The organism is Mucilaginibacter antarcticus, from assembly GCF_042686155.1.
Taxonomy (GTDB): domain Bacteria; phylum Bacteroidota; class Bacteroidia; order Sphingobacteriales; family Sphingobacteriaceae; genus Mucilaginibacter; species Mucilaginibacter antarcticus.
Window position 1 is genome coordinate 246,699 of sequence record NZ_JBHUON010000002.1, and the last position, 26,222, is coordinate 272,920.

Annotated in this window: 25 protein-coding genes; 16 read left to right on the forward strand and 9 right to left on the reverse strand. The window is 45.6% G+C overall.

Translation table 11 applies throughout. The features are described from left to right. Positions 1-54: 54 nt before the first annotated feature. Positions 55-507: a 3-oxoacyl-ACP synthase gene (locus tag ACFSYC_RS03030; RefSeq protein ID WP_377123380.1), complete on the reverse strand. Its 453-nt coding sequence runs from the start codon at positions 505-507 to the stop codon at positions 55-57. Positions 508-797: 290 nt separating this feature from the next. Here ACFSYC_RS03030 and ACFSYC_RS03035 point away from each other — a divergent pair, with 290 nt between their 5' ends. The 10 genes from ACFSYC_RS03035 (at position 798) to ACFSYC_RS03080 (ending at position 9,986) form a co-directional block, all read left to right on the forward strand. Next, entirely contained in the window at positions 798-1,019 is a 222-nt protein-coding gene (locus ACFSYC_RS03035) for a FeoA family protein (protein WP_377123382.1), read from the forward strand. A gap of 4 nt (positions 1,020-1,023) precedes the next feature. After that, a complete protein-coding gene (feoB, locus tag ACFSYC_RS03040; RefSeq protein ID WP_377123384.1) occupies positions 1,024-3,138 on the forward strand; it encodes a ferrous iron transport protein B in 2,115 nt (704 codons plus the stop codon). A gap of 82 nt (positions 3,139-3,220) precedes the next feature. Continuing rightward, positions 3,221-3,766, forward strand: coding sequence for a hypothetical protein (locus ACFSYC_RS03045; protein WP_377123386.1), 546 nt, complete (start codon positions 3,221-3,223; stop codon positions 3,764-3,766). Positions 3,767-3,861: 95 nt separating this feature from the next. Beyond that, positions 3,862-4,491: a SprT-like domain-containing protein gene (locus ACFSYC_RS03050; protein WP_377123388.1), complete on the forward strand. Its 630-nt coding sequence runs from the start codon at positions 3,862-3,864 to the stop codon at positions 4,489-4,491. Positions 4,492-4,539: 48 nt separating this feature from the next. Then, positions 4,540-5,070, forward strand: a complete 531-nt coding sequence (locus tag ACFSYC_RS03055) for a peroxiredoxin (protein ID WP_377123390.1) — start codon at positions 4,540-4,542, stop codon at positions 5,068-5,070. Between the two features lie 144 nt (positions 5,071-5,214). Further along, positions 5,215-5,550 carry a DUF1475 family protein gene (locus ACFSYC_RS03060; protein WP_377123392.1) on the forward strand — a complete coding sequence of 112 codons (336 nt, stop codon included), beginning with the start codon at positions 5,215-5,217 and terminating at the stop codon, positions 5,548-5,550. Continuing rightward, positions 5,543-6,349: a DUF1295 domain-containing protein gene (locus ACFSYC_RS03065; protein WP_377123394.1), complete on the forward strand. Its 807-nt coding sequence runs from the start codon at positions 5,543-5,545 to the stop codon at positions 6,347-6,349. Before ACFSYC_RS03060 ends, ACFSYC_RS03065 begins: the two co-directional genes overlap by 8 nt. A gap of 103 nt (positions 6,350-6,452) precedes the next feature. Then, on the forward strand, positions 6,453-7,487 hold the full coding sequence (locus ACFSYC_RS03070) for an SAM-dependent methyltransferase (protein ID WP_377123396.1): 1,035 nt from the start codon (positions 6,453-6,455) through the stop codon (positions 7,485-7,487). Beyond that, a complete protein-coding gene (locus ACFSYC_RS03075; RefSeq protein WP_377123398.1) occupies positions 7,484-8,632 on the forward strand; it encodes an alpha/beta hydrolase fold domain-containing protein in 1,149 nt (382 codons plus the stop codon). Before ACFSYC_RS03070 ends, ACFSYC_RS03075 begins: the two co-directional genes overlap by 4 nt. Before the next feature lie 16 nt (positions 8,633-8,648). Next, on the forward strand, positions 8,649-9,986 hold the full coding sequence (locus tag ACFSYC_RS03080; RefSeq protein ID WP_377123400.1) for an NAD(P)/FAD-dependent oxidoreductase: 1,338 nt from the start codon (positions 8,649-8,651) through the stop codon (positions 9,984-9,986). A 34-nt stretch (positions 9,987-10,020) separates the two neighbouring features. Here ACFSYC_RS03080 and ACFSYC_RS03085 read toward each other — a convergent pair whose 3' ends face one another. From ACFSYC_RS03085 to ACFSYC_RS03100, 4 genes are read right to left on the reverse strand one after another with little or no spacing between them, the layout of a single operon-like run. Continuing rightward, complete coding sequence (locus ACFSYC_RS03085) at positions 10,021-11,172, reverse strand: formylglycine-generating enzyme family protein (protein ID WP_377123402.1); 1,152 nt, start codon at positions 11,170-11,172, stop codon at positions 10,021-10,023. A 20-nt stretch (positions 11,173-11,192) separates the two neighbouring features. Continuing rightward, entirely contained in the window at positions 11,193-12,896 is a 1,704-nt protein-coding gene (locus tag ACFSYC_RS03090; protein WP_377123404.1) for an arylsulfatase, read from the reverse strand. Positions 12,897-12,950: 54 nt separating this feature from the next. Beyond that, positions 12,951-14,408 (reverse strand): sulfatase family protein, encoded by a 1,458-nt coding sequence (locus ACFSYC_RS03095; protein ID WP_377123406.1) that lies wholly within the window; start codon positions 14,406-14,408, stop codon positions 12,951-12,953. A gap of 1 nt (position 14,409) precedes the next feature. Then, positions 14,410-15,798, reverse strand: a complete 1,389-nt coding sequence (locus ACFSYC_RS03100; protein WP_377123408.1) for a sulfatase-like hydrolase/transferase — start codon at positions 15,796-15,798, stop codon at positions 14,410-14,412. Positions 15,799-16,174: 376 nt separating this feature from the next. Between ACFSYC_RS03100 and ACFSYC_RS03105 the strand changes: the two genes are divergently transcribed. Then, a complete protein-coding gene (locus ACFSYC_RS03105) occupies positions 16,175-16,867 on the forward strand; it encodes a Crp/Fnr family transcriptional regulator (protein WP_377123410.1) in 693 nt (230 codons plus the stop codon). Here the strand turns inward: ACFSYC_RS03105 and cobA are convergent. Both cobA and folP read right to left on the reverse strand, forming a co-directional pair. Continuing rightward, complete coding sequence (cobA, locus tag ACFSYC_RS03110; protein WP_377123412.1) at positions 16,864-17,580, reverse strand: uroporphyrinogen-III C-methyltransferase; 717 nt, start codon at positions 17,578-17,580, stop codon at positions 16,864-16,866. The two genes, ACFSYC_RS03105 and cobA, sit on opposite strands and share 4 nt — an antisense overlap. Then, positions 17,580-18,440 carry a dihydropteroate synthase gene (folP, locus tag ACFSYC_RS03115; protein WP_377123414.1) on the reverse strand — a complete coding sequence of 287 codons (861 nt, stop codon included), beginning with the start codon at positions 18,438-18,440 and terminating at the stop codon, positions 17,580-17,582. The genes cobA and folP overlap by 1 nt, the downstream gene beginning before the upstream one ends. A gap of 205 nt (positions 18,441-18,645) precedes the next feature. On the opposite strand from folP, the gene ACFSYC_RS03120 reads away from it, so the two are divergent. The 5 genes from ACFSYC_RS03120 to ACFSYC_RS03140 all read left to right on the forward strand — a co-directional run bounded on the left by ACFSYC_RS03120 (position 18,646) and on the right by ACFSYC_RS03140 (position 22,126). Beyond that, positions 18,646-19,128, forward strand: a complete 483-nt coding sequence (locus tag ACFSYC_RS03120) for a DUF1599 domain-containing protein (protein WP_377123416.1) — start codon at positions 18,646-18,648, stop codon at positions 19,126-19,128. Further along, positions 19,128-20,279 carry a BT_3928 family protein gene (locus ACFSYC_RS03125; RefSeq protein ID WP_377123418.1) on the forward strand — a complete coding sequence of 384 codons (1,152 nt, stop codon included), beginning with the start codon at positions 19,128-19,130 and terminating at the stop codon, positions 20,277-20,279. Before ACFSYC_RS03120 ends, ACFSYC_RS03125 begins: the two co-directional genes overlap by 1 nt. 13 nt (positions 20,280-20,292) lie before the next feature. After that, positions 20,293-20,793 carry a hypothetical protein gene (locus ACFSYC_RS03130; protein WP_377123420.1) on the forward strand — a complete coding sequence of 167 codons (501 nt, stop codon included), beginning with the start codon at positions 20,293-20,295 and terminating at the stop codon, positions 20,791-20,793. 94 nt (positions 20,794-20,887) lie between these two features. After that, the gene (locus tag ACFSYC_RS03135) at positions 20,888-21,391 is read left to right on the forward strand and encodes a shikimate kinase (protein ID WP_377123422.1); all 504 of its coding nucleotides are present in this window, start codon (positions 20,888-20,890) and stop codon (positions 21,389-21,391) included. Positions 21,392-21,526: 135 nt separating this feature from the next. Beyond that, a complete protein-coding gene (locus ACFSYC_RS03140; protein ID WP_377123424.1) occupies positions 21,527-22,126 on the forward strand; it encodes a hypothetical protein in 600 nt (199 codons plus the stop codon). 108 nt (positions 22,127-22,234) lie between these two features. On the opposite strand, the gene ACFSYC_RS03145 is transcribed toward ACFSYC_RS03140, so the two are convergent. Together ACFSYC_RS03145 and ACFSYC_RS03150 are read right to left on the reverse strand one after the other, a co-directional pair. After that, complete coding sequence (locus ACFSYC_RS03145; RefSeq protein WP_377123426.1) at positions 22,235-24,727, reverse strand: S9 family peptidase; 2,493 nt, start codon at positions 24,725-24,727, stop codon at positions 22,235-22,237. Positions 24,728-24,845: 118 nt separating this feature from the next. Continuing rightward, complete coding sequence (locus tag ACFSYC_RS03150) at positions 24,846-25,973, reverse strand: alpha/beta hydrolase (protein WP_377123428.1); 1,128 nt, start codon at positions 25,971-25,973, stop codon at positions 24,846-24,848. Positions 25,974-26,222 lie beyond the last annotated feature (249 nt).

Below are 26,222 nucleotides of genomic sequence, written 5' to 3' on the forward strand. Positions count from 1 at the left end.
GTAGCTAAAGAAACGTTATTAACATCAAATTACAAAGCGTTTGCCGCGCTATTATTATATAACCTGGCTAATGCTGTAATCTTTACCATTAAGGTTAAACTTGGTACCGGCTTTAAGCCCGCGCATTTTTATGCCTATGGGCGATGCCAGCGAAACGGCGAAGTACGACACTTCGTCAACCACCAAAGCACCAGCGCTGATACCGATGTAAAAATTGCCATTATTAGTAAGCACAATGGCGCCATTGTCAACCTGGTTGGCCACAACATTGGGGTTAATAGTGTTTAAAGCTATTTTAAGTTTGTTAGCCTCGGCAAGCTGGGCCATGTTGCGGTTGGTTTCTTGCTGGGCCATTTCGCGGCCGGTTTCATATTTATCGCCTGCGCTGCTTTTTGTATCATCTTGTTGGGCGCGTTGCGCCTCGTCAATAGCTTGTTGTGCGGCGTCCATGCGCGTTTGCACATAGTTAAGGCATTGCTGATATAGTTTTTGCTTTGTAGGGTTCACGGATGTAAAGGTAAAAATAAGGACAAAATAAAAGCCCCCGTACACTCGCTGTTTGGGGGCTTTCAACCTAAACCTTATCACATTGTAAGCGTGAACTTACAGATAATACACAAAGAACGTAATTTTTTGTCAGATGGTTGTATATACATCCACTTTTTTTTTCTTAGATAGTGTTATTGTTACAATAAGGCTCTTGGTTGTTACAATAAGTAGCTCTTTACTAAAAGACTAAGGTTCTTATTTGGATTTATTTTAAATAAGCTATACATTTGAGCAATTAAGATACAAAAATGAGGCTATCGCAACTTGAAGTAGGACAAACGGGGATTGTAAAAGAATTTACCGATTTGGAAATGTCTGTTAAGTTAATGGAGATGGGGTGCCTGCCAGGCGAAGAGGTTAGAGTTGACCGTATAGCGCCACTTGGCGATCCGATTGCCATCAGAGTTTCAGGCTATCAGTTAAGCCTGCGCAAACGAGAAGCATCAACTATAATTTTGCATACCCAGTAAATAATTGAAAGCTGATATAAGAATTGCACTAGTTGGTAACCCCAACACCGGTAAATCTACCCTGTTTAATGTTCTTACAGGGCTAAACCAAAAGATAGGAAATTTTCCCGGTGTTACTGTTGATAAAAAGGTTGGTTACTATAAACTGCCTGACGGCCGCATTGCCGAGGTTGTTGACTTGCCGGGCACTTACAGCTTATATCCTAAAAGCCAGGACGAATCAATCGTTTTTTCTGTATTAGCCGACAGGGCTAACGATCTAAATCCTGATCTGGTCATCGTCATTGTAGACGCCTCAAACCTTAAAAGAAATTTACTGCTTTATACCCAGGTTGCCGATTTAAAGATACCGGTAATAGTGGCGCTTAATATGATGGACCTGGCCAACAAGGCGGGCATTGTTATTGATATTGAACTGTTTTCAACAAAAATTGGTGTGCCGGTAGTGCCTATAGCGGCACGTAAAGTTGAAGGTATTAATGAGCTTAAAACAGCTATCGCGCATGCTAATAAAATAGCGATGCAGCAAGACAGTATTGATGTTGCAGCTATAGCGCCCCAGTTGATTGAAGCCATAACCAAGGAGTTTAATATAGATTGCCCATACTACGCGCTCCAGTTGGCGCATCAGCATGAAACGCTGACATTTTTAACACCTGAACAGTCTGACCGTATAGAACAGCTAGAGCTGGAGCACGGTTTCCACTCGCAGAAAGCGCAGGGCAGCGAAACCATTGCCCGTTACAGCGCAATCAACGACTTACTATACGATACGGTTAAAAAGCCCGATACTGCGCACGATGAAACAGTAAGCAACAAGATAGACAAGGTGCTAACGCACAAGTTTTTTGGCTTTGTTATATTTTTTGCCATACTGATGTTTATGTTCCAGTCTATTTTTGCCTGGGCATCATACCCTGCCGATTTAATTGACGGCCTGTTTGTGTGGATGCAGAACACTTTGCACAGCCAACTGCCCGAGGGCCCATTGGTTGATCTTTTGGCTGATGGTATTGTAGCCGGTTTAGCTGGCGTAATGGTGTTCATCCCGCAGATAGCTATCCTTTTTGCCTTTATATCCATATTAGAAGATACCGGCTACATGTCGCGTGTTACGTTTATGATGGATAAGCTGATGCGCAAGGTTGGGTTAAACGGTAAATCGGTGGTGCCGCTAATTGGCGGCTTTGCCTGTGCGGTGCCATCAATTATGAGTACCCGTACTATCGAGAACTGGAAAGACCGCATGATTACCATTATGGTAACCCCATTGGTGGCTTGTTCTGCCCGTTTACCGGTGTACACTTTGCTGATCGCCCTGGTAGTGCCCGATAAAAACGTTTGGTGGATATTTAACCTGCAAGGACTGGCGCTAACGGCCATGTACGTATTAAGCCTGGTAAGCGCCATTATAGTGGCCTGGGTATTTAAGGTTGTTTTAAAGGCCCGCGAGCGTGGCTACTTTATTATGGAGCTGCCGGTTTACCGCATGCCAAGATGGGGTAATGTGGCTTACTCTATGTATGACCGTTCAAAATCGTTTGTATTGCAGGCAGGTAAGGTCATCATAGCGGTATCTATTATTTTATGGGTGATGGCATCATACGGGCCGGGCGACCGCTTTGCGAAGATAGACGCCAAGTATCATCAAACGCAATACACTAAAACTATTGATGCCGAGCAGTTGCAGCGCAATGTAGCCACAGAAAAACTGGAAGCATCGTACGCTGGTGTACTGGGCCATTTTATTGAGCCGGCTATCCGCCCGCTAGGTTTCGACTGGAAGATAGGCATAGCCCTGATCACGTCGTTTGCAGCCCGCGAGGTGTTTGTGGGTACCATGGCTACCATTTACAGTGTTAACGGGGATACCGACGATACCCAATCATTGCAGGGAAAAATGCGGAGCGCTAAAAACACACAAACCGGCCAGCCCGTTTTTACAGTTGCGGTAGCGTTTTCTTTAATGATATTTTACGCCTTCGCGATGCAGTGCATTAGCACCGTTGCCATAGTTTACCGCGAAACCAAAAGCTGGAAATGGCCCACCATACAGTTTGTGTATATGACAGCCCTGGCCTACGCGGCGAGCTTTGTAGTGTATCAGCTGCTTAAGTAATCCCTTTATTTTCTGTTTGTTATTGCTAAAATAATACATATGTAGTATTGAGCTATTATTGTTTTGTGGTGATCTTCGTCGCATGAAAATCCTAACAAAATCACTTTATTTTTTCCTGGCAATTGCAGCGACTCTGGGAGCCTGCAAAAAGGACGACGTTAAAACCCAATCATCAACAACCGGTGCATCAGCAAAAGTAAACGCTAATCTGTACGGCTTTGACGGCGGCAGCTCCGGCAAATTCGTATCTACTAAAGCAGCCATTACGCAGGCATCGGCAGGCGGTATTTCAACTTTTGCCGTTACAGCAATCCGCGATGGCGGTAATGAGAGCATAAATATTGTTGTGCTTAAAAAGATCACTGCAACCGGTAAAATCAGTTTTGCAGGTGATATTACTAATGGCGGTATTACGATCATGAAAGATTACACTAAAGTATCAGACAGAACCTTGAGCTACACAACCGACCAAAACAGCAGCACCGGTGCAAAAGGTGGCGGCGAAATAAATATAACTAAACTTGATGGCAACACCGTTGAAGGAACTTTTTACGCAATAGCTTACAACAGCGCCGGTAAAGAGTCTTTTATTGAGCAGGGCACATTTAGCGGTACTATAGTACAGTAATTAAATTAACAAAACAGAAAGGCCAAAGCGAAACCACTCGTTTTGGCCTTTTGCATTAAAGGCCGAAACCACTATCTTTGATACAGAGGTAGAAATTGGATAAAGTAAAAGTTTTAGAGAAGTATCTTCCGCCGGATGCCGCGCCGTTGATAGGCCGGTGGATAGATTACTTTAAATGCGAGTTTAAGATCTCGCGCAATCGCGGCAGTAAATTTGGCGACTATCGTGCCCCATTTGATGGCAAAGGCCACCGCATATCGGTCAACTACGACCTTAACCCCTACGCTTTTTTGGTAACCACCGTGCATGAGTTTGCGCACCTGCACACCTGGAACGAGCACAAGCAAAAAGCCAAGCCGCATGGCACCGAGTGGAAAAACAACTTCAAAAAAATGATGCAGCCATTTTTTGAGAAGGATGTGTTCCCGCCGGACGTTAAGCATGCTATTGTTACGTATCTGAATAACCCTGCCGCATCAAGCTGCTCAGACTTAAACCTGTACCGCTCATTACGTAAGTATGATGCTGTTAAAGAGGATATCCATACCGTTGAAAAACTGCCCATGCTGGCTGTTTTTAAACTAAAGGACGGCCGTGTTTTCCGCAAGGAGGAGAAGCTGCGTAAGCGTTATAAATGCACCGAGCTTAAAACCAGGCGCGTGTACTTGTTTAGCCCCGTTGCCGAGGTAGAGCTGGTGCAGACCGACAATAATAACGCGGCCTAAAAACTGATAAGTACCAATTCCTCGTAGATGTTGTTAACTTCACCTATTATGAAAAAACATCTGTTATTTATTGCCCTATTAGCGTTAGTTTTTAGCGTCTCGCGTGCACAAACCAGTCCTCAGCGGTTAACCGTTGGCGATGCTGTCCCTAAATTTTCTTTACTGGATCAAAATGGCAAAACCTTTAACATTGCCGACCATATAGGCAAGCAGTTGCTGGTGATCTATTTTTATCCGAAAGACGAAAGTATGGTCTGCACCAAAGAGGCCTGTGCTTTCCGTGATAGCTTTGACGATTTTACCAAGGCAGGTGCGGCCGTGATAGGCATTAATGGCGGCACCGTTGCCAGCCACAAAGCGTTTGCCGACAAATATAAACTGCAATTTACTTTATTAAGCGACCCCGGCAACAAAGTGTACACCCAGTTTGGGGTAAAAGGCAAGTTGTTTTTAAGTGGCCGTCAAACTTTTATCATCGACAAAACAGGTAAGGTTGTTTATCAATATGATTCGATGATGGAAGGCAAACAACACGCTATAGACGCGTTGGCTTATGTGAGATCGCAGGTAAAAAAGTAAAATAAACGAACAAGAGCAATGGCCGTGCGATTCCCTCCCTCGGGAGGGCGGAGGGAGGGGTTTCTTCCCCAGACATGGTGCAGAAACCCCTCCCCGCCACTACACTGCCAAACGCACCCCTCCCGAGGGAGGGAATTTAAAATTATGATAACATTCCTCAAAATACTCTTTTCAATCGTCTTTGTATGGGTATGCTACGTGGTTATAACTACCTGCCTGCAAAGCAACCTGTTTACCGAGTGGGATTTCCTGGGATCTATCCCATGGATGCGGGCCACACTTTGGGATTTTTATGCCAACGTGCTGGTAATTTATGTTTGGGTTTACTATAAAGAAAAGCACATCGCCCTAAAAGTATTATGGTTGATATTGTTGGTTACGCTGGGTAGCATTGCCAGTTGCGCGTATGTGCTGGTACAACTATTCAGACTAAAGCCCAATGAAGGGCTAAAGGAACTATTTGCTAAACAAAATGGATAATACCACGCTGCCCGGTTTAATTGGCTATAGCTTAATAGCCTGCTGTGTTATTATGGCGCTGGTTTGGCTATGGTCTTACAAAATCAAAAATGCCGGGGTAGTTGATATTTTCTGGTCGTATAACTTTCCGGTTATTGCTATAATATTATACCTTTTTGCGCCGGGTTTTGAGCCGCGCAAGTTGCTTATTTGCAGCATGGTGGTAGTGGCAGGCCTTAGGTTAGGCACACACCTGGCTTTGCGGGTATTAAAGCATCTGCATGAGGAAGAGCCGCGCTACGCCCACATCCGCAAGGAATGGGGTAAAAATGCCGAACGTAAAATGTTTGGGTTTTTCCAGATGCAGGCTGTATCTAATGTGTTGCTGGCTATCCCGTTTTTTATCATCGCCTTAAATACAAGCCCTGACCTAAGCTGGATAGAATTTACCGGCGTGGTGTTATGGATCATCAGCGTAATGGGCGAAGCTATTGCCGACACGCAATTATCAAACTTTAAACGCCAATCCGCCAATAAAGGCAAAGTATGCGACACCGGGCTATGGGGTTACTCGCGCCACCCAAATTACTTTTTCGAATGGCTAATGTGGGTTTCATATTTTGTTTTCGCACTCGGCTCGCCTTATGGATATTTGGCAATGATTAGTCCGGCGATAATTTTATACCTGCTGACAAAAGTCACCGGCATACCTACAACCGAGGCACAGTCATTACGCAGCAAGGGCGAAGCGTTTAAAAAATACCAGGATAAGGTGAGTGTGTTTGTCCCTTGGTTTAAAAGAAATAATGCACATACGTAGAGACGCAATGCTTTGCGTCTCTCTATGCACAAATTAACAATCTCAAATCCACAAGCTACCTTACGCCGTATCTCTCTAAAAAATACAAACACCCAAACCCCCAATGTGGTACGATAAACTAATAGAACAAGATAAAGTCCCTGATTTTTTATTGCGCAAAGGCATTCGCAAACTACTGCAACAACGTCTTGATGATGAGAATAAAGGCAATGTAGAATTACAGCAAGCGCACCTGATGGACCTTATTGCCGAACTTAAAGCATCGCCTATTGCAGTCAACACTGCCGATGCTAACCAACAACACTATGAGGTGCCTACACAGTTTTATCAATACTGCCTGGGTAAAAATTTAAAGTATTCATCGGGCTACTGGAAAGACGGTGTTACCGATATTGATACCTCAGAAAACGACATGCTGGAGCTAACCTGCCAACGCGCCGGGTTAACCGACGGGCAGGATGTGTTGGAGCTTGGCTGCGGCTGGGGTTCGTTATCGCTGTTTATGGCGGCCAAATATCCTAACAGCCGGTTTAAGGTGTTATCAAACTCGCGCACGCAAAAGGTTTATATTGATGAGCAGGCAAAGCAACGCGGCATTGCTAATTTAACGGTACTGACATCAGACATTAACGTGTTTAACATTGATGATAAATTTGACCGTGTGGTATCTGTAGAGATGTTTGAGCACATGCGTAATTATCAATTACTGATGGCCAGGGTAGCATCGTTTTTAAAGCCGGACGGTAAACTGTGGATCCATATATTTACGCATAAAGAATACGCCTACAAGTTTGAGGTAGTGGATGACACCGACTGGATGAGCAAATACTTTTTTACCGGTGGCATTATGCCAAGCGATGACCTGATGTCGTACTTTAACGATGATTTGGTGGTTGAAAAGCACTGGCACGTTAACGGTACCCATTATGGAAAAACATCCGAAGCGTGGCTGGCAAATATGGACAGCCACAAGGCCGAAATTATGCCCCTGTTTGAGCAAACCTATGGTAAAGACCAAGCCGTTAAATGGTGGGTATACTGGCGCTTATTTTATATGGCCTGTGCGGAACTTTGGAACTTTAACAACGGTAACGAGTGGATAGTAAGTCACTACCTTTTTCATAAAACGGGTGCATGAGCAGGCTGATTTTAATCATCATATTCTTTCTAATTTCATTACTGGCGGTGTTCCCTGCGCCGGCCTATTACTTTTGGCTGCTGGCCATATTGGTAACCGAATTTCCGCTGCTGTTTGTGGCTATTATGGTGGCGCTTTTGCTGGCCGGCTTAAAGTTTCAAAAATACCAGGTGGCTTGCTTGATAACCGGGGTAGCCGCTATTTTGTTGTACCTGTCGCCTATTTACCGGGCTGCAGCCATTGGCCGCGCTCTTAAAGCCGACATGACTACCGCCTTTGGCACGACCAGCGAAATTACCGGCGAACCGTTTTCTATCATGAAACTGTTTAAGGCAACAGCAGACGTAGCTTACAAAACACACACATACATTACTTATGCTGATACCGCATTGACGCTTAACTATTACCCAAGTCAGCTTGATGGTAAAAAGCCTTGCGTAATCGTCGTCCACGGGGGCTCATGGGCCGGTGGCGATAAGGATCAATTGCCCGGGCTAAACAGTTATTTGGCCCGCAAAGGCTATAATGTAGCGTCTATAGACTACCGAATGGCGCCAAAATATACCAACCCCGCACCGGTGTTAGACATTAAAGAGGCGTTGAAATACCTCACCACCCATGCAGACGAACTAAAAATAGACACCAACAACTTTGTACTGTTGGGCCGGTCTGCCGGGGCACAGATAGCGCTGTTGGCAGCCTATACCTTAAAAGACAACCGCATTAAAGGCATAATAGACTATTACGGCCCTGCCGACATGGTTTGGGGATACTCCATCCCCGGCAACCCATGGATCATGGATTCGCGGGCGGTAATGGAGGCTTATTTGGGAGGAGGGTATGATAAAGTGCCCGAAAATTATAAAGCCAGCTCGCCATTAGAATTTGCTGGCCGCGATGCTATACCCACCCTTATTATCCATGGGAGAAACGATGTGCTGGTTGCCTACGAACACAGCCGCCGCCTTGACCTCAAGCTTGAGGAATATAATATTAAGCACTATTGGCTAAGGCTGCCCTGGGCCACACACGGCTTCGATTTCATATTGAACGGACCGGGTGGTCAGCTAGCCACCTACGCTGTCGAAAGTTTTTTAAAATCAACAACTCAACAGCACAGCCCGCCAACCCCTAAAGGCAAGTAACATGCAAGAAGACGCTATGAAGAATCAAACTGACAATAATTCCTCCTTTAGGGGGTTGGGGGGCGCAAGCGAGCGTGTAGCCATCATCGGCACCGGTATTGCCGGTATGGGGTGCGCCCACTTTTTGCATAAAGCGGCCAACCTCACCATTTATGAGCAAAGCGATTACGTAGGCGGCCACACTAATACGGTAACGCTAGATGAGGATGGCAAGCCTATATATGTAGATACCGGCTTTATGGTATTTAATTATAAAACTTACCCTAACCTGTGCCGACTGTTTAAAGAGTTAAACGCCCCGGTTAAAAAAACGGAGATGTCTTTCAGTGTGCAGTACAAGCCAACGGGCTTAGAGTATAGCGGCAGCAGCGTTAACCACCTCTTCGCGCAGCGCAAAAACATATTTAACATTGGCTATATAAAAATGCTCATGCAGATTGGCCGGTTTAACAAAGAGAGTATAAAAATTCTTGATGACCCTAAATATGCCGACTATTCTATAGGTCAATACATAAAGGAGTTTAATTTTGGCGAGGACATGCTGTGGAAGTACCTGGTACCCATGAGCTCGGCAGTATGGTCTACTCCTATGGAGCAGATGCTTGATTTCCCGGCGGTGACTTTGATCCGCTTTTTTTTGAACCATGGCTTTTTAGGCTTAGACAGCCAGCACCAATGGTATACACTGCACAACGGCAGCCAAAGCTACCGCGAGCTGCTTATTAAACCGTTTAAGGATAAAATTAAACTAAACGCCAAGGCCACTAAAGTTTGGCGCGAGGGTGATAAGGTGATGGTACAGTCAGCCGACGGCACAACAGCCTCATTTGACAAAGTGATTATAGCCACGCACGGCGACCAGGCGCTGGAATTGTTGGGCCAGCCGACAGAAGATGAGGAACGCTTACTATCCACCTTTAAATATCAATACAACAAAGCCATACTGCATACCGACGAAAGCATTATGCCTAAAACCAGGCTGGCCTGGAGTAGCTGGAACTACAGCATCCGCGAGCGCAACGGCAAACTAAGCCCTACAACTATTTATTGGATGAACGAGCTGCAAGGTGTGTCAGACAAGAAAAACTATTTTGTGTCAATCAACTCGCACGATGACATCGACCCCAAAAAGATCATCAAAGAAATAGATTATGAACATCCGCTGTTTGATGTGCCCGCCATGAATGCCCAGGCCGAGCTGCACAAACTAAACCAGGACGGCCCCATCTATTTTTGTGGCAGTTATTTTAAATACGGTTTTCATGAAGATGCCTTTACCAGCGCGGTTAATTTAAGCTCGCACTTGCTGGGTAAGCCGGTTTATGGGGATGAGATTGTGGAGGAGCCGAAGTAAACGATCGCAAGCGGAGGTGTAATACCAACAGTTCCTACCTATCCGCCACACATCTAAATCCCAAATGCTCCATGCCGCTATCCTCCGTGCTTTTCATGCGGCGGGCAACACGGTAACCTGAGCAATAACTGTCGTTACATAAAAATGAGCCACCACGGATGACGCGTTTTTGAGCATAGGGTTCATCAGGGTCGAAGCTTTTGGCGGCGCCTTGTGGGTCGGTTACTCCAGCCGGGCGGTTTATAGTTTGATAGTAAGTGTTGTTGTAATAGTCGCTGCACCACTCCCACACATTGCCGGCCATATCATATAGGCCATAACCGTTAGCTTTAAATGATGCAGTAGGTGAGGCGCCAAAAAACTTATCGCGCAATGTATTCTTCGCCGGGAAATCGCCTTGCCATGAGTTGGCCTTAGCTGCACCCTGGTCTACCGCCTCATTGCCCCATGGATAAATATTGTTTTGTAAGCCACCACGTGCGGCCCATTCCCATTCTGCCTCCGTTGGCAGGCGCTTGCCGGCCCATTTGCAATAGGCTTGTGCATCAAACCATGATATATGCACCACCGGGTAATTTTCTTTGTCTTTGATAGAGCTTTTTGGTCCCTGCGGATGTTTCCAGTCGGCGCCTTTTTCCCAGGCCCACCACTGGCTGTAGTCATTCAGGTTTACAGCTTGGCCCGGCTGCTTAAATATTAGCGATGCGGCAACCAATAAACTTTCGTCAGGCTTTGGAGTACCCGGAGGTACTTGTTTTTTTAACTCTTCCCAATCGGGTTTGCGCTCGGCGGTGGTGATGTAATTGGTAGCTTTTACAAATTCTGCGAACTGGGCATTGGTTACCTCGGTAACGTCCATCCAAAAGCCGGTTACTGTTACTTTGTGTTTAGGATATTCGTCTGGGCTGGCCTGTTTGTTGTCGCCACCCATAGCAAAGCCACCACCTTTAATAAACACCATGTCTTTATGGCTTTTATTGTTCATTTCAGGCATATTGCCCGCCGGGCCTTTAAGCCCCGGGAAACGTGCCGGGAGGTTAGACTCGCAGCAAAGGGCCGACTTCTTTTTAGTCGTATCAACCTGAACTGCCGCGGCTTTTTTATCGCTTTTTTGTTTACACGATGTTACCGTGGCCGACAACGCCATCGCCGTAAATAATAAAAATGCTCCCCCTCTAAAATCCATATTCAATTACTGTATGATTATTATTTGCGACCAGGTTTTGGTAATACATTGTGGGTGGTAGCCCATTTTTGCCAAAGGCCGTCCAATTCTTTTACCTTACCAGGATTTTGATCCTTTACGTCGTTGGTTTCGCTGCGGTCTTCGGCTAAATTGTATAAATGCCAGTTACGGTCGGCACCCGATACCAGTTTCCAATCGCCCGAGCGTGCGTAACGTGCCTGGAAATGCTCATTGAATATTACCTCATGGCCCGGCACAGCTTTGCCACTAAACGACGGTACTAAGCTAACACCAGATGTTGGGGTAATGGCTTTACCTTTATAAGTGGTTGGGTATTTAGCGCCGGCCACCTCGTTAAACGTGGTCATAAAATCCATTACGTGGCCAACCTGGCTGCTAAAGCCCCCTTTTTTTGCGGTGATACCTTTGGGCCAGTAAACAATCATTGGGGTACGTAAACCGCCTTCGTATGATTCTTGTTTCCATAAGCGGTATGGCGTGTTGGCCACATTAGCCCAACGCTGGCCGATAGATGAGTAAACGGTCTCGGGGCCGGGCATTACGTCCTTTTTAAGCGAGTAGCTTATCGGGCGGCCGTCGCGTGTTTCGTTAGGGCGGTCAAAACCCGCGCCGTAAGCCGGCGCATTTTCTGCACTGGCGCCATTGTCTGACAGGAACACGATCAGCGTATTATCCAGCTGTCCGTTCTTTTTCAAGGCAGCAATCAAACGGCCAATACCCTGGTCCATACAATCAATCATAGCAGCGTGTACCGCCATGGCTTCGGCATCCCAGGCCTTATCAGGGTTGTCTTCCCACTTCAGGTTGTCGTTCCAACGTGGCGACAGTTTAGTGGTTTTAGGGTCTATCAAACCCATTTTAACCATACGGTTATAGCGCGCTTCGCGGATAGCATCCCAGCCGCCTTTGTAAGTGTCTTTGTATTTAGCTATGTCGGCAGGTTTAGCGTGCAGCGGCCAATGCGGCGCGTTATGCGCTACATACATAAAGAAAGGCTTGTTTGATTTAGCGTAGCCGTTAACATAAGCCACAGCGGTATCGCTAATAGCATCGGTTTGGTAATAACCTTTGGGTACGCTGGTAATAGGTTTGGTGCCGCTAACTAAACTAAATGGGTCAAAAAAGTCAACCACGCCCCATATCGTACCAAAGTATTTATCAAAACCACGGCTGGTTGGGTATTGTGCTATGGGTGAAAATTCTGGGTATTCTTTATGGTGATTCAACCACTCTAACTGCTCTTTAGCTGTTGGGCGACCTTCGGTGTTTGACACATGCCATTTACCGGCCATAGCCGTATTGTATCCTGCGGTTTTCAGCACTTCGGCAATAGTTACCGCGTTATCGGTGATATGGCCCAGGTAGCCCGGTCCGTCTTCCGCATCGGTCATTTTACCTATGCCCGCCTGGTGGTTATATAAACCCGTAAGCAACGATGCGCGGGTTGGGCAACAGCGCGAGGTATTATAAAACTGCTTAAAACGAATACCGTTATTAGCCAAAAAATCAATATTAGGCGTTTTAACCTCGCCGCCATAGCAGCCAACGTCAGAGTAACCCAAATCATCAGCCATAATCAGGATAATATTAGGGCGCTGTGGCGCAGGGTTGGCTTTTGGTTTCGGCTTGGTGATGGTCCACGCGGCAAACGCGACAATAGTTACACCGGCTATAGGTAATAGTGCTAGCAGTTTTTTAGTCATAACTTGGTATATCAGGCTACTAATTTATTGTTTTATTATTAAAGTCGTTATATATCAATCCTCTTCCTTATTCTTCGGCTGCCTGGTTAAAGCTTCCATTTCTGTTTGCGGGCCTTTATCGTTTTGCTGCTTCATAAAAGCGGCCAGCTTAGCCTTTAGGGTAGCTTTGGTGGTAGCAAGCTTTGGGTCGGCGGCAAGGTTTTTTAGATTAAACGGGTCGTTCACCACATCATACAATTCCTCTTCGGCCCTTGTCTGGTAGGCTTCAGCACGCGCAGGATTAATCTGGCGCCACTCTTTAAAGAAGGGCGAGCCAGTAACCACGTTTTTAAATTTTTCGGTAAAATTGAAGTTGTTGATATACAGATACTGCTTATCGCGCGCCGAACGACTGCCATAAGCATCGCTACCCTGATTAATACCGCGGGTGGTGTGTTCGCCGTAAACATAATCATGCCCCTGGCTAGATTTCCCCATCAACACATCTTTAAAACTGATACCGTCGAAACCCATATTGCCGTTACCGTCTTTTGAGCCGGTGTTAATTTTTGTGGGGTCGCCACCGGCAATATCTATCAGGGTTGGGATAATGTCAACATACTCCAGCATTGCTGCATTGCGTGTGCCGGCCTTTATTTTGCCCGGCCATTTGGTGATAAAACCTGCATGAAGACCCTGATCATATAAAGTCCATTTAGAGAAAGGGAAAGAATTACCCTGCTCGGTAGCGAACATAATAATAGTGTTATCCTCCTGCCCGGTACGTTTGATGATGTCTAAGGTAACGCCGATAAGGCTATCCAGGTAGGTTATTTCGGCAAAGTATTTTGCCATTTGCCGGCGGGTTATTTTGGTATCAACCATATTTGGGCCAAGCTTAATCTTATCCGGATTGTAAGCTGCCTGGTTTCCGCGTGTCCACGGCGAATGCGGCTGGTTGCTGGTAAACATTAAAAAGAAAGGTTTACCGGTATTCGCTTTCAGATACGTTTCGGCTTTGCTCAGGTCAACATCCACGCCCTCGCCGCCGTCATGATCGCGTCCGCCCAAAAAATCAAATGGGTATGATGCCTCGGGCGCGTAATGTTTTTTGCCGATGATGGCCGCATTATAACCCAACTGTTTCATGTACAAAGGCAAAGTTTTAATGCCGTTATAGATCATGGTGTGGTTTGGGTAAGCGCCACTGCGCACGGGGCCTAAACCGGTTAAGATAGATTGCCGTGTTGGCGAGCATACCGGCACCATATTATACATATTGTCTAAGCAAACGCCTTCTTTAGCAAGCCTGTCCATGTTAGGCGTATGCACCTGCGTGCTGCCAAAGGGGCCAATATCGCGCATGCTCAAATCATCGCCCATAATAAAAACGATGTTGGGTTTGCGGGCCTGCGGAATATTGGTTGGCCCGGCCTTCGGAGCTTTAAGTGCCAACAATAAACCGGCACCTGCTACGGTTGCAGCTAACGCTATAACTTTTATAGCTCCTTTACTTTTGATCATACTCATCATACTATTTTAAGTGAGGGATGGTTTGCCACCATGTCATCAGTTTGCTTTTTAACTCGCCGGTCTTTTTAGGCTCATTAGCCGCCAGGTTGGTTTGTTCTTTTTTATCTTTCAGGATATTGTACAGCTGTATGTCGGTACCATCGCTGTTCATCAACAGTTTCCACTCGCCCGATCGTACGGCCAGGTTAGGGCTTTTGTCGGCTACAATGCGCGGATAATTAAAGCCGATGGCATTGCGGCCATATTCCCAAAACTGATCTTTGCCTCTTAAAGACGGTTTGCCCAAAAATGTGGCGCCGCGGTCTATGCCATCGCCTTTATAAGTAGCAGGCAATTTAATGCCGGCAAATTTGGTAAGCGTAGGCAGCAAATCGGTAGCGCTAATTTCTGATGTTTCATCGGTAGTGCCCGCAGGGATATGACCCGGCCATTGCACAATGAATGGCATCCGGGTGCCGCCCTCATACAGTGATAGCTTAGAACCACGTAAGCCCATGGCGCGGCTGCCTTTAAAGCTTGGCAACGGGCCGTTATCGCTGGTGAAAATAACAATGGTGTTTTTATCCAGCCCCCGCGCTTTCAAGCCATCTAACAGGCGGCCAATTTGTACGTCGTACTCTTTTAACACGCCTTTAAAGGCAGCCTGCTCTTCGGGGTTCATTGGGTATTGGCCGGTGTATTCGGTTTCTTTGCGGGGCACCCATGGCGTATGCACATCATCAGGCCAAAGGTTTATAAAGCAAGGCTTTCCTTTATTGTTATCCATAAAGGCCAGTGTTTTGTCCACAAAGTATTTGGTACGATCCCAGCGCTTAATACTATCCTTGTCAGACCATATCCAGTTGGTGGCTGTCAGTAGCGGATCAGCATCCGGGCTTTCATAGGTGCTGTTGTGCGCATCAAAGCCATACTTTTCAAAACCTGGTGCGTTGGTAACGTCGCGGCCGCCGCCCATGTGCCACTTGCCAAAGTGGCCCGTGGCATACCCTGCAGCTTTAAAAAATTTAGCCATGCTTGGGGCCGACGGATCGAGGTAGTCGGCCTGCTCGGCGTTTTTGTTATGTTTTTTATTATCCAGAAAAGATGAGAAATTCCAACGGGCAGGATTCATACCCGTAAGCATCCCGGCACGGGATGGCGAACAGATGGGCGCCGCGCTGTAGTACTGCATAAATTTGCGCCCGTTTTGCGCCATGCGGTCTATATTAGGCGTAGGCACAAAGTTGCCGCCAAAACAGCCCACATCGCTGTAGCCCATATCATCTGTTAAAATGATGATGATGTTGGGCGGGGTAGCGTTTTGAGTAACAGTCGTCGGTTTTTCTTTCCACGCCAACAATGTTGCCGCAAAAAAGAGTGAAAAAACTGCAAAAAGCTGGTATTTTCTCATGGTTTACTGTAATTGGTGGTGATAAAAATACTAAACTCTGCCATTATTTGTACGTAATGTATCTGATACAATTTAATCAAGGAGAAAACCAAAGATTTGTTGAAACATTTGGCAGATTTTGAATTGTTGTTTGTTATTTTCAAAAAAAACTGTCAAATTAATTAGCCATAAAATTAAAAATGCCCCGTGAGAAAATTAATCGGCTAATATTTTGTCTAATTGGTAGTTGGTTTTATATTATCCTAATAAATCATTATAAATTATATCAAATTTGGACTAAAAAGATTGTCTATTTGAAATATTTATAAAAATCTATGATAAAAATCAGATTTTAATTATCTATAATTGTATCATTAACTGATTTTATTATTCTTTCATGAAGAAAGTAACCATACTTGATAACGAAAAAGGTTGTTTTTTGTGTCAGAACTGCATCAAGGAATGGATTCCTGCAGTTTTGGCTCACAAAAAGAACTACAAAGTGAAAAAGGGAGAGGTTATTTTTAAAGAAGGTGACCCGGTAAAGGGTATCTTTTTTGTAAACACCGGCATTGTTAAAGTGCACAAACGGTGGGGTGCAGACAAAGAGCTCATTTTGCGTTTCGCTAGCGAGGGGTTAGTCTTTGGCCATAGGGCCTTGGGAGGTAATGGAGTGTATACCATATCGGCTACAGCTTTGCAGGCCGGGACTATAAGCTATGTCGATATGGAATTTTTTGAAGCTACGCTAAAGGTAAACGCTGATTTTATCTACAAAATGCTATTGTTTTTTGCAGAGGAGCTGCGCGTGTCTGAGCGTAAAATGCGCAATTTGGCACACATGCCTGTTAAAGGCCGTGTAGCCGAGGCGCTGCTGATGCTGAAAGAGCAGTTTGGCCTGACCAAAGAGGGCTTTATAAACATTGAACTAAGCCGCCAGGATCTGGCATCCTTCTCTGGCGCTACCTACGAAACCGTTTTCCGGGTTATTAACGAATTGATCCAGGAAGGATTATTGATTTTGTCGGGCAAAAGTATCTCTATCGCTAACGAGCAAAAATTGTCACGCCTTACAGAAGATATTTTTTAAGCCAAACTGGTAACCGAGCCTATAATAATAATAGCCGGGTGAGTTAACTGTTTGCTTGCAGCCAGTTCCGGTAAATCTTTCACCGGCCCTTTAATAGATTTTTGTTGCGGTGTAGAGGCATGCTGTATAATGGCTGCAGGTGTATCCCCTTTGCCGGCATCGCGGTAAGTTGCAGCTATAGATTCGATCTGTTTCATCCCCATATAAATCACAACGGTGGCATTACTTTGCATAGCCAGGCGTAAGTCGCCGGATAGTGATCCGTCTTTTTTGGTGCCTGTAACTACCCATATGCCTTCGCTTATGGCGCGGTGGGTTAGCGGGATATCCTCTAATCCCGAAGCCTGCATGCTGGTAATCCCCGGGATATAATGCGTGCGGATGCCATGCTGCCTTGCAAACAATATTTCTTCAAACCCACGACCAAAAATGAATGGGTCCCCGCCTTTTAAGCGTACCACCATGCCTTTCGTAAAAGCAAAGTGTTTTATCAGATCATGGATTTCCTCTTGCGTGGTATATTTTCCATAGGGTTGCTTTCCTACATAAATATGCTCGCAATCGGGCGGGGTTAAATCAAGCAGCTCGCGGTTTGCCAAATTATCGTACAACACCACTTTGGCCTGCTGCAAAATTTTATAGCCCTTAACGGTTATCAGCTCCGGGTCGCCGGGGCCTGCCCCTAATACATATAACTCTGGGGTATCACTCATTATCTGTTCGTTCTTAAAAAATTCATCAACTTAACCGCTTCTGCAGCCGGTTTAACGTCATGCACCCTCAAAATATCAGCGCCTTTGCCTAAAGCAACCGTGTTTAAAACCGTAGTGCCATTAAGCGCATCATCCGGCTTAATATCTAACAAATTATAAATCATTTTTTTACGGGACACGCCGGTAAGTATAGGTAAGCCCAATTGGGTAAACTCATCCATGCGGTTTAGTAAAGCATAACCGTGCTCCGGTTTTTTAGCAAAGCCAAAACCGGGGTCTAAAATCACATCTTTTACGCCTAACTTCTTCAACCTGGCGTATCGTTCTACAAAATAATCAAAAACCTCTGTAAATACATCATCATAAACGGCTAAACTACTCATGGTTTTAGGGTTGCCTTTCATATGCATCAATATGTACGGCACCTGTAAACGGGCTACGGTGGTAAACATATCTTCATCAAGCTGTCCGCCGGATATATCATTAATAATGTGCGCGCCGGCTTTTACCGCAGCTTCTGCAACCGATGCACGAAATGTGTCTACAGACAAAACAGCATCGGGAAAGCGGTTTGCCAATGCCGTTATAACGGGTAACAGGCGGTCGGTTTCTTCTTGTGCAGATACATCCTGCGCTCCCGGGCGGGATGAATAAGCACCCAAATCGAGTATGGCCGCACCCTCTGCCAACATATTTTCGGCCTGCTTAAGTGCATCATTAATAGCAGGTTGGCGGCTGAGTGCGTAAAAAGAGTCGGGCGTAAGATTGATAATACCCATCACTTTGGGTGTGGATAAATCTATAGGCTTACCCTTCGCATTGAGCGTCGTCTTTTTATTAAAAACTGTATCTTTAGCCATTGATTATGATGGGTAAAGTTAGCCTTACTCTGCAAAAAAACATAATAAACTATAATTAGATGCGTGGCACCGTTAAGGAGCACAAAGGGAATAGATGGCCCTGCAACCACACATATTTAATTAAACCCCATCTCTGTTAATTTTTATCTTGAACAATACCTCCGCCGAATACGACGCCGTAATTAATGTTTGCAAAGGCCTTTTCATGAAAAAGACCCACGACTATGGCACCGCCTGGCGCATCCTTCGCCTGGAATCCATCACTGATCAAATTTTTATAAAAGCGCAACGCATCCGTACGCTCGAAGAAAAAAAGGTATCAAAAGTGGGCGATGATATTACAGGCGAGTACATTGGTATTGTTAATTATTGCATTATTGCCATGATGCAGCTTGACTGCACAGCTGATACGCCAAGTGAACTGGCGCCCGAAATTGTAGCCCCGATGTTTGAAGAAAAGGTGAGAGAAACCAAGGACCTGATGTTTGCCAAAAACCACGACTACGGCGAAGCCTGGCGCGATATGCGGATCAGCTCATTAACCGACCTGATACTGATGAAACTACTGCGCGTTAAGCAAATAGAAGATAATAAAGGGCAAACCCTGGCATCAGAGGGGGTGAGTGCAAACTACCAGGATATGTTGAATTACTCGGTTTTTGCGCTGATTAAACTGGGGGTGCAATAATGAAAAGTGGATTAATATGGTTCTGTCGAATTGCTGTAGGACTACTGTTTATATTTTCGGGATTGATAAAAGCGAATGATCCGTTGGGGTTTTCTTATAAGCTTGAAGAGTATTTCGAGGTATTTCACATCACATTTTTAAATAACTGGGCATTGGGGTTCGCGATACTGCTTTGCGCGCTAGAAATGATTTTAGGATTTGCCTTGTTGATAGGCGTGTATGCTAAAAGGGTTATATGGGGATTGCTGGCCATTATTATATTCTTTGCCTTCCTAACCTTTTACTCGGCCTTTTTTAAGGTGGTTCAAACCTGCGGCTGCTTTGGCGACGCTATACCGTTAACTCCGTGGCAATCGTTCGGTAAAGATGTGGTTTTACTGTTGCTGATATTGGTTATCTTCAAAAATCAGGATGTTGTAAAGCCGGTGTTCCGTCGCAAAGTCGGCGAGCGTCTATTTATCGTGTCGGTAGTAATATCGGTAAGCTTTGGTTTTTATACATACAGCTTTTTACCGGTGGTTGATTTTTTACCTTATAAAGTAGGCGTTAACATCCCCAATGAAATGAAGACCCCGCCCGGCGCTATGCCCGATGAGTTTGAGCTTACCTATAAACTTAAAAACAAAAAGACCGGCGAAGATAAGACCATGACAGATAAGGAATACCTTAAAACCGAGATATGGAAAGATGCCAACTGGGAGATAGTTGGTAACCCTGAAAGTCGCCTGGTTAAAAAGGGCTTTACACCTAAAATTATAGACCTTGCCATACAGGATGCACAACGCAATAATTATAATAACGAACTGCTGAGCAGCCCGTTTTATAGCCTGGTTATAGTTGCTTATGACCTGAAGAAAACCAACGCGGCTGCTCTTAATCGGTTAAATGCCCTGGCAGCTAACCTGACGCAAAACTTTAATACCCGCACCATTTTACTTACCGCCGCCGCGCCTGCGGATGCCGTTGCCTTTGCCAAAAAACATCAACTGGTGAACGAGGTGTTTTATGCTGATGCGGTACCGCTTAAATCAATGGTTAGGGCCAACCCCGGCGTTATGCTGTTAAAAAACGGTACTATCGTAAACAAATGGCATTTTCACAATGTGCCTGACTATGATGACTTAGTTAAAGATTATTTTGGTAAGCAATAAGGAGCGACTAGTCATGAAATATGTATTGATACTAATGCTTCTTGGGGGGAGCCAATCCTTTGCACAACAAAACGCTACAAAATTATATGATCAGTTTGCGGGGGATGTACGCGATAAAATACTGTATCCAATAGAACTAGAACGGTTAAAAAAGCCTGTAGCTTGTCTGATACGTGTACTAGTAGATCCTGGAAAGAACGTTTTGGAAATGGATATGTCAGACAGTGCCGATTCAACGCTAAAGGCTCAGTTTGTCAAAGTCAAGGATAAATTAAATTCAAAATTCCTTTCAAACTATTTGAGGTACGATTACCGATCGAGCAGCATTCACACTTTTGTTATACCTTTTTCATTGTCTATCCACTCTATTGGTACTGGCGAGCGGCAAGCACCTGTACAAGCGATAGAAATAAATGACGTACGAAAGTACACGCAATTTGATGGTAAAGAGCTTACCGGCGAAGTAATTTTCCTGCCGCAAATATTTAGGGAGCAAAGCGTCGCTCAACGATAGTAATGTAGATGCTAAATAATCCGACACTGCTACTTTAGCGTTTATAAAATTTAACAGAGGTTGATTATGTTTGAGTGTCAAGAAAAGTCATAAAATGAAAATATTTATTATAGGGTTTATGGGTTGCGGCAAAACCACCTGGGGCCGCAAATTGGCTAACCACCTGGGCTTTGAGTTTATGGATCTTGACCATGTTTTTGAAGCCAAAGCCGGAATGCCTATCACCGAATATTTTACCGCTAACGGTCAGGATGCTTTCAGAGAGATGGAGTCGTCTATTTTAAAAGAAACCGACTATCCTGAAAATGTGGTAGTATCAACCGGTGGAGGATTGCCCTGCTTTTTTGATAACATGACCTGGATGAATGCCAATGGCCAATCGTTATACATCAAGCTATCGCCCAAAACACTTGCCGAGCGCTTAGACAAAGGCAAAACCACACGCCCCCTTATTTTAGGTAAACATGGCGAAGAACTGGTAGCTTTTATTGCAGAAAAATTAGCCGAACGCGAAGGATTTTATGAGCAGGCCACGCACGTGGTTAACGGCATAGACATGTCTGTAGAGATGTTAGCCGATATGGTTAAGAAAGATTAAGCAAACTCGCTGTCCGTCCGAAATTGTATAGGACATGAATAACACAGGCCGGACAAAATGGCTTTTATAAGGGCGATAAAATGCCTATAATTGATGCTGCAAAATACAGTAGCAGTAAACAAGTATCCTACTAAAATGAAATACGCTTTTTTAAGGTTTATAGGCACATTACAGATCAGGTATAATTTTAACGTTTTAAAGAAACGTAAGTTAACTATTGGCTCGTCGAAAATTAAGCTGGGCAAAGAGTGGATCCTATCGGAATACGAAGCCCTGGATGCCAGCAAAGCGTCGGACTGGCAGCGCCTTTTTGGCGACGAGCGTGTGAGCAACATACTGGCTGAGCATGTTTGGGAGCATATCCCGGATGAAGAGACCCGCCTGTCAAACCAAAACTGTTATGATTACCTGCAGAAGGGTGGCCGATTACGCATAGCGGTGCCCGATGGCAATAATCCGGATAAAGAATATATTGAATGGGTACGGGTAGGCGGCTCAGGCATTGGTGCCGATGACCATAAGATATTATATACCTACGACGTAATGAAAAGCCGCCTGGAGAAAGCCGGTTTCCGGGTTGAGCTATTGGAGTATTGGGATGAGAACGGCAAGTTCAACTACGTCGATTGGTCGCTTCATGGTGGCATGATCCACCGCTCGCGCAGATACGACCCACGTAATCAGGATGGCAAACTAGGTTATACTTCTTTGATTGTTGATGCGGTGAAGGATTAATTTTATATAAGATAATATAAATAAAATGCCCGTCCCAACAACTGTGGGGTCGGGCATTTTTTGTAGAGACGCAATGCTTTGCGTCTCCCGGCGGAACAGGATTACCAATTATTTCCGTTTACCCGTCATCGGTACCTCGCGAGACATCTCCAGGATATCTACCGGTTGCGAGAAATCCCCTAACAGGTGCTGTACAAAGTAGTCGGCTTTTTTCCAGAAAAAGTATTCCGTCATGTCGCCGTAAGCGTGGCGCTGAGCGGGTAGTAACACATAGTCAAAACGTTTATTAGCTTTTATCAGCGCGTTAATTACGCGGATGGTATTAGCAGGGTTTACGTTATTGTCAATATCCCCGGTTGACAGCATCAGGTGGCCTTTAAGGTTTTTGGCGATGTCCGGGTTTTTGTCAATGGTGTATTGAAAAGTGGTATCGCCTTTGGCAGATATTACTTCTTTAACACCATTATGCTTCTCGCTCCACCAACGGTTATACACGGCATTATCATGGTTGCCCGACTCAGACACAGCAGCCTTAAAGAAATCAGGATAAACAAACATCGCGGCAGCACTCATAAAACCACCACCCGAGTGACCGGTAATGCCTACCCTGGTAATGTCAATAAACGGGTAGCGGTCTGCCAGTTGCTCCACAGCGGCTTTTTTGTCAGCCAAGCCGTAATCGCGCAGGTTGCCGTAGCCAAAGTTGTGGTACCATTTTGAACGGTCAGGGCTGCCACCGCGGTTACCTACGCTGATGACAATAAAACCTAACTGCGCCAAACGGTCGACATAGTTCATGCTGGTAGAGAAGGCGAAGTTGATTGCCTCTGTCTGCGGACCCGGGTATACGTACTCAATAATAGGGTATTTCTTAGCCGGGTCAAAATCATAAGGCTTGTACATAACGCCGTACAGGTCGGTTATGCCATCATCGGCTTTGATCTTGTACGGCTCAGGGTATTTATAACCCGCAGCCATTAAGCGCGACAGATCAGTAGTTTCCAGATCCATGATCTTGCGGCCATTATTGTCATACAATACCGATTTTGGACCTGCATTAACCCTCGAGAAGTTGTCTACAAAATAGCTTGGCGCATCGTTAAGGCTGCTGCTGTGGGTAAAGTTGCCCGGGTTAAGCAGTTTAAGGCCGCTACCATCAAGGTTAATGCGGTACAGGTGCGCGTAATATGGGTTCTCGCCAGCCTCGCGGCCCGAGGCGGTGAAGTATAGCACACGCGCTTTCTCGTCTATCTTCACAATTTCATTGCAGTGGAAAGAGCCTTTGGTTATCTGGTTCTTTAGCTTGCCGGCTTCGTCATACAGGTAAAAATGTGCCCAGCCATCGCGCTCGCTCCATTCAACCAGCTCCTTGCCGCCATTGATCAGGCCCGGGGTGCCAATCTCTACGTAGGTGTTCATGCGCTCCTGGGCTTGTATGTTTACTTTGCCAGTTAGTATGTCATAGCTGCAAATGTCAATACGTTTTAAGTCGCGTGCGGTGCGGTAAAAGTAAAATTTACTGTTAGTGCCCAGCCAAATGCTTGGTCTAAACTCATCGTCGCGCTGTTTTTGTAGCTGTGGGGCACCCCACACGCCCAGCTCCTGGTCTTTATACAGGTTGGTGACTAACTTTTTATAGGTCTTTGGGCCAAACTCAAACAGGTACATCTCGCGCAGCGGCGAGTCCTTTTCGCCCGGCAAGTGGTATTTATAGGTCTCCAGGGTTGGGCGGGGTTCGGCAATGCTGTTAATTACCCACAAGTCTTTCACCTTGCGTTCATCGGTACGTTGCAGTATAAAGTATTTCGAGTCGGGCGACCATTGTACGCCGGCCGGCCGGCGCTTTTTACGGGCCTTTACTTTATCGCCATCCGTCTCATCATCGCCACGGCCACTGCCGAAAGCATAGAACTCGACACCTTCTTTAGTTAGCGGATGGTCTACAATAGTGCTGTCGTTCTCGTCTTTTACAGCTTTTTTGTAGTTGTCTTTATCCATCCAATACAGGTTAAAGTTGCGCGAGAAGATGATAGCCGAACTATCCGGCGCTATAGACGCCCAGGTTGGTTTAGGCTTTACTTTGTTAAAATCTACCAGCTCGGCCAGTTTACCGGTGGTAAGGTTGTAGGTAAAGTAAAAAGTCTTTTTCTCCAGCGAGTCGGCGGCTTTTTTGTCTTTGCGGTCTTTTTTAACCACGTCTATGGTGCTTTTCAGCTCAAACTGTATCGACTTTTCGTCTTTAGTAAACTTTAGGTTTTCTATCGGCAGATGCTGGGCATCAAACGGGTCCCTGATAATCAGGGTGATTTCGGCTGCCAGTTTCTCGTTGTCGAAGATCTTCTTTTTTGAGTGTTGGGCAGGGTCAACCAGGTACCAGTTACGCATTTCGGTATTTTCATAAGTATACCAAAACCGGTTTGATTGTTTAAGCCAATGGGCATCAACCGAGGCGGTGCCTACCATCTTGCGGAGCTTATCTACCGAAAATTTGGAAGCCAGTTGGTAATTGCCTTTAGCGGGGGCAGCATCTGCAGCGGGGGCCTGCGCATTGGCACACGCGGCCGATGCTACAAGTAAGCATAACAAGTAAAATTTCTTCATACAGTGAGTTAGCGTTGAGTTCAGTCAAATTTTGCAGCCCTAATGTAAATAAAAGATAGGTAAACAAAAAACCACCCTTGGCGGGGTGGTTTCATAAGTGCTGATATAATTAAAAATGTTACATGCCGAAGGCTTTTTTAAGCTGGCTAACCGCATATTTCTCGGCATCCATGGCTTGGGGTACTACGGCACCCATGCCAAAAAACTCGTGGGTAACACCATCATAGTTCTTTAGGTCGACGGTGACACCGGCGGCTTTTAACTTATCGGCCAGCATCATCCCCTCAGACTGCAGCGGATCAATCTCGGCAGTAATAATGGTCGTCATGGGCAAACCTTTAAGGTTGGCGGCAATCAAGTTAATGCGCGGGTCTTTACCCTCGCCCATGTTGTTTAGGTAGTTTTTAACAAACCACATCATCATAGGTTTATCCAAAGGTTTTGCAGCCGCATTTTTTAGGTACGATGGTGTGTTCATGTCAGAACCCGCTACCGGGTATACCGCCAATATTGCTGTAGGTAACATAAAACCTTTGTCGCGTGCTTTAATGGCTGTGTTTATGGCCAGGTTACCACCTGCGCTCTCGCCGGCTACGGCAATCTTTTTGGCGTCGCCTTTAATAGATGCTGCGTTATTTACCACCCACTCGTAAGCAGTATAAGCATCGTTGTGCGCGGTAGGGAATTTATTCTCGGGAGCCAAACGATACGCTACCGATACCACGATGGCTTCGGTATGGTGGGCCAGTACGTTTGCCGATGCATCATAAACGTCTAAATTAGCTATCACGAAGCCTCCGCCATGGTAATAAACAATTACGGGGTAGGCAGCCTTGCCGGTTTTGGGAGTGTATATTCTTACATGCACCATACCGCCGGCTACAGCAATATCTTTACCCATGGTATCAACATTAAATACCGGTTTGGCAATCCCGTTTTCGGCCATCAGGTCCATCACCGCATCTGTTGGCGTGTGGTTTTTACGGGCCTGTTGGGCACTTAACTCAGGGATGGGTTTATCGCCATAGCTGGCTAGTTTTTCAATAACGGCTTGCATCTCGGGCTTTATGCTTGGTGCCCAGGCCGGCGCAGGGCCCGCAGGCTTAATGGCTTTCATGCCGGTGTCGGTAACGGTCGATTCTGTAGTAACCACAGTACTATCTGTACCGTTGGTAGTTGTTTTGCTTTGGCAGGCCGACAGCAGTAGCGCAGCCCCGGCAGCAATAGTTAAAATACCTGTTTTCATGATGTAAATGGATGTGTTTTAATGCGTTAGTTTTAGTTACAGCGTGATAGGGCAAAAGGGATACCATAAACACCCATTAATCCCCCCAGTTGTGACAAGTTGTTGATAAACGCGACGCATTCCGAAATTTATTCCCTCCTCTCTGCCCGTCATTTGAGGACGAAGCAATCTCTACATAGGACATTCCACGAATCGCAACACGATAAACGCAAATTCCCCGGCTAATCCTAAAAACGCGAAGCTTTTGGG